Genomic DNA, 4209 nt, shown 5'->3' with positions numbered 1-4209 from the left:
CGATTCCCGATTCCCGATTCCCGATTCCCTACTCCCTACTCCCTACTCCCTACTCGCGACTCCCTTTACCATTAATCTGCACCGTTCAATCATATCAACATAAGCTGGCGATAACTGCTGCCAACTAAACCGTTCATAGACCGTACGATGACAATTTTCACGCTTACTTTCGTTATATCCTTCACTCAAGACTTGAGAAATTAGACTAGCTAAACTTCCAGTTAATTCAAAATTAGCGAAATATCCTTCATTGCCTAAAACAAAGTGAGTAATGTCATAATCATGAGCGAGACAAGGTAAACCATGGGACATCGCTTCCACAATTACTCGTGGTAAACCTTCATGGAGAGACGCTAAGACGAAAAGATCAGCAACCTGATAGTAATTCGTTACTTGCTCACGAGCAACAGTTCGCACTTGAAACTGATCAACCCCTAATAGCTCTTGGCCAAGCTGAATAATTTCTGGTGATTCAGCCTCCTGTTGACCTAATAATAATAGGAATGGTCTAGGTTTTGGCAAACTCGCTACTTCATTAATAATGTAGTCCATGCGTTTATGAGACTTATTAATCGCTGCCACAGAAAGAATTAACGGTTGCTGTTTCGGTAGTCTTAATTTTTCTCGTAACCCCTCTCGTTCTAATGGTGACAGTATCTGTAATTTTGCAGGGATAAAGAATCCAGAAGGCAGTAGACTTTGTTTATCAGCAGGCTCTCCATAAGTTAACGCCTGTTTATAGTGAATTGGTGTTAACTGCTGTACATGATCCCAACGGGAAAAAGGAGGGGATAACGCTCCTCCATTACGGAAAAGTAGCTTATAATTCTGTTTTGTCAAACGCCGCCAGTGCCACAGTAGATAGCCTAAGCCATCATCACTAAAGTAAATTACCTCTGGACGTTCACGATATATATGTGATAATAAACTTAAGATAAATGACGCTTGTTCAATAAAGTACCCTTCTTGTCTGACAAAATAGTCACCTTTTTTTAAAAATTCACTTAATTGCTTAACCAATCTTCCCAGTTGACCTGCCATCCAACTATACCGTGGCAGATTCCATAATGTAATCATTTTTTGATCAGACTTACCTCCTCCTTTAAACAGGGTTATATCAAGAGACGATTCCTGAGATAAAGCAGCAAAGCACTCTTGGGCAAAGGATTCATACCCCCGCTGGATATGACCCAGACCAGAACAGATTAGAAAAACTTTAGTCATGGTATGGCGGATTGATTTCTTCTCGGTATATAGTTGTATAGGGGAGGGAACAGGGAACAGGGAACAGGGAATCGGGAATCGGGAATCGGGAATCGGGAATCGGGAATCGGGAATAAAAAACTTTGTTAACCTATCTGGTTAGGTGCTAATTACAATATCCTATTGCAAGTGAATTAATTTTGGCAAGTTAATTAAGGGAATTAAAATTACTATTGTTTTTACTTAAAGGAGTATGTTTCCAACTAAAATAAAACTGCTATAGATATTATTCGGCTAGTAAAAATGATTCTTCACCAAAACTTCCATGTCATTGATAATGCTGCCCAAATTGATGAACACTTTTGTTTAAAATTAGGACCGGAAGCTAAGGCAAAAGTCTACCGAGTATTGATTAACGATACAGGACAAATCCTACTCGATCCAATTCCAGAAGAAGAACAGTGGTTATGGCAAAATCCCGAAACCCTGGCAACGGTGAAACGAGGTATCCAGCAAGCAGCAGAAGGTAAAGGAAAATATTTAGGTGATTTCGCTCAGTATGCTAATCTTGAGATTAATGACTAGTGAATTTTTAATGATTAAACTATCAGCTTATGCGCTACGCGCACGCTACGCCAACAGCTAAAGGCCAAAGGCTAGGCGCACGCTACACCGAATAGCTAAAGGCCAAAGGCTACACTACGCGAACAGCTTTTGAATAAAATAAGCTGACCGCTGACCGCTGACCGCTGTTCGCTGACCGCTGTTCGCGTAGCGTCCGTGTAGCGCATATGCTTACAACTTCATTAGTATTCCCCAAAATACGGAAATCCGAATCCCTATCGGTGGACAACCCCATTTATAGTATCAAAAGTAATCCCTCAGAATCGTTAAAGGGACATTCATCATATTAATGTAGCAATACCAATGACTGTACTGGAACAAGGCACAATCACGATTCATACTGAGAATATCTTCCCGATTATCAAGAAGTCTCTCTACACGGATCACGAAATCTTCTTGCGGGAGCTGATCTCCAATTCAGTGGATGCCATCCAGAAGTTGAAGATGGTCTCTTATGCTGGGGAGATTGACGGGGATCTGGGAGACCCGGAAATTAAAATTACCATTGATAAGGATAAGAAAACTCTATCCATCTCGGATAACGGCATTGGGATGACTGCCGATGAGGTGAAAAAGTATATTAATCAAGTTGCTTTTTCTAGCGCTGAAGAATTTATCCAGCAGTACCAAAAGCAAGCTGACCAACAGATTATCGGTCACTTCGGATTAGGTTTCTACTCTGCTTTCATGGTCGCTCAGAAGGTAGAAATTGATACCCTATCTCACCGAACAGGAGCAACAGCCGTTCATTGGTCCTGTGATGGTTCTCCAGCCTTTGAACTAGCGGATTCTGAGCGGACTGAACCAGGTACTACCGTTACCCTCACCATGCAAGAGGAGGAACAGGAGTACCTAGAAACCTCACGGGTTCGTCAGTTAGTGAAATCCTACTGTGATTTCATGGCAGTGCCCATCAAGCTGGAAGATGAGGTGATCAACAAGCATGAGGCACTGTGGAAGAAATCTTCAAGAGACCTGACCAAAGAAGACTATCTGGAGTTCTATCGCTATCTTTACCCGTTCCAAGATGAACCCTTGCTGTGGGTACACCTAAACACAGATTATCCTTTCTTGCTTGATGGCATTCTCTATTTCCCTAAACTGAAGCCAGACGTGGATGTGACTAAGGGGCAAACCAAGCTTTTCTGTAATCAAGTGTTTGTCAGTGACAACTGTGAGGAAGTGATTCCTAACTTCCTAATGCCACTGCGAGGGGTGATTGATAGTCCTGATATTCCCCTGAATGTCTCCCGTTCTGCTCTTACCAAGGACCGGACAGTGGCTCGGATTGGTGACTTTATTGCTAAGAAAGTTGGCGATCGCTTAAAGCAACAGTACCAGGATGAGCGGGATCAGTACATCAGTGCCTGGCAAGATGTGGGTACATTCGTTAAGTTTGGCTGCATCAATAGCGAGAAGTTTAAGAAACAAGTGGAAGATATTGTGATCTTCCGCACCACCTATCAACCGGTGGAAAGTTCGGAAGCTCCAACCACTGAGACCCCTACTGACACCCCTAAGGTAGAAGTGCAATCCCAAGAGGGGGATGCTTGGGAGGATGTCACACCAGATGCTGACACAGAACAGGTGAAGTCTTCTTCTTCTCAACCCTACACCACCCTTAAAGAGTATCTAGAGCGCAATAAAGAAAACCACGAAAATCGGGTATTCTATTGCACTGATGAGGCTAGCCAAGCCACTTATGTGGAATTGCACAAAAATCAAGGGTTAGAAGTCCTATTTATGGACTCCTTTATCGACAGTCACTACATTAGCTTCTTGGAACGGGAATATACAGAAGCTAAGTTCTCTCGGGTGGATTCAGACTTGGATGATACCCTTGTTGATCAGGAGCAGGAAAAAGAGATTGTTGACCCCAAGACCAACAAAACCCGTTCTGACCTGATTAAGGAACTGTTCGAGCAAGCGATTAATAAGCCTAAGGTCAATGTCCGGACTCAAGCCCTGAAGTCTGATGACCCCCAAGGCACCCCACCCGCCATGGTATTGTTACCGGAAGCAATGCGCCGTCTACAGGAAATGACTGCCATGATGCAGCAGCAGTCGGTGCAGTTCCCAGAGGAACATATTTTGGTGGTCAATACTACCCACCCACTGATTCAGAATCTAGTCAACCTCAGTCAAAGCAGTATTATTCAGAGTAGCGGTCAGTCTCCCTCAGCGGAATTGGCTACCATGATTTGTCAGCATGTTTATGACCTGGCACTGATGGCTCAGAAAGGCTTTGATGCCGAAGGCATGAAGGCGTTTGTGGAACGGTCCAATAAGGTTATGACCCGCTTGACCCAAGAGTAATCGGGAGTAGGGAGTAGGGAGTAGGGGGTTGGGCGTGGGGTGTGGGGCGTGGGGTGTGGGGTGTGG

General features: G+C 43.8%; 4 protein-coding genes. 3 read left to right on the top strand and 1 reads right to left on the bottom strand.

The features are described 5' to 3' along the window. Window positions 1-42 precede the first annotated feature (42 nt). A complete protein-coding gene (locus AC4II3_RS31630) occupies window positions 43-1224 on the bottom strand; it encodes a glycosyltransferase family 4 protein (protein WP_488016656.1) in 1182 nt (393 codons plus the stop codon). On the opposite strand from AC4II3_RS31630, the gene AC4II3_RS31625 reads away from it, so the two are divergent. The 3 genes from AC4II3_RS31625 to htpG all read left to right on the top strand — a co-directional run bounded on the left by AC4II3_RS31625 (window position 1223) and on the right by htpG (window position 4143). Next, window positions 1223-1366: a hypothetical protein gene (locus AC4II3_RS31625; protein WP_488016654.1), complete on the top strand. Its 144-nt coding sequence runs from the start codon at window positions 1223-1225 to the stop codon at window positions 1364-1366. The genes AC4II3_RS31630 and AC4II3_RS31625 overlap by 2 nt on opposite strands. 140 nt (window positions 1367-1506) lie before the next feature. Next, window positions 1507-1788 (top strand): hypothetical protein, encoded by a 282-nt coding sequence (locus AC4II3_RS31620; protein WP_488016652.1) that lies wholly within the window; start codon window positions 1507-1509, stop codon window positions 1786-1788. Window positions 1789-2130: 342 nt separating this feature from the next. Further along, entirely contained in the window at window positions 2131-4143 is a 2013-nt protein-coding gene (gene htpG, locus AC4II3_RS31615) for a molecular chaperone HtpG (RefSeq protein ID WP_488016650.1), read from the top strand. Window positions 4144-4209: the final 66 nt, after the last annotated feature.

It is taken from the genome of Moorena sp. (assembly GCF_982860115.1).
The sequence above is the reverse complement of the archived record's forward strand: the minus strand, read 5'-3'. Positions and strand labels throughout refer to the sequence as shown.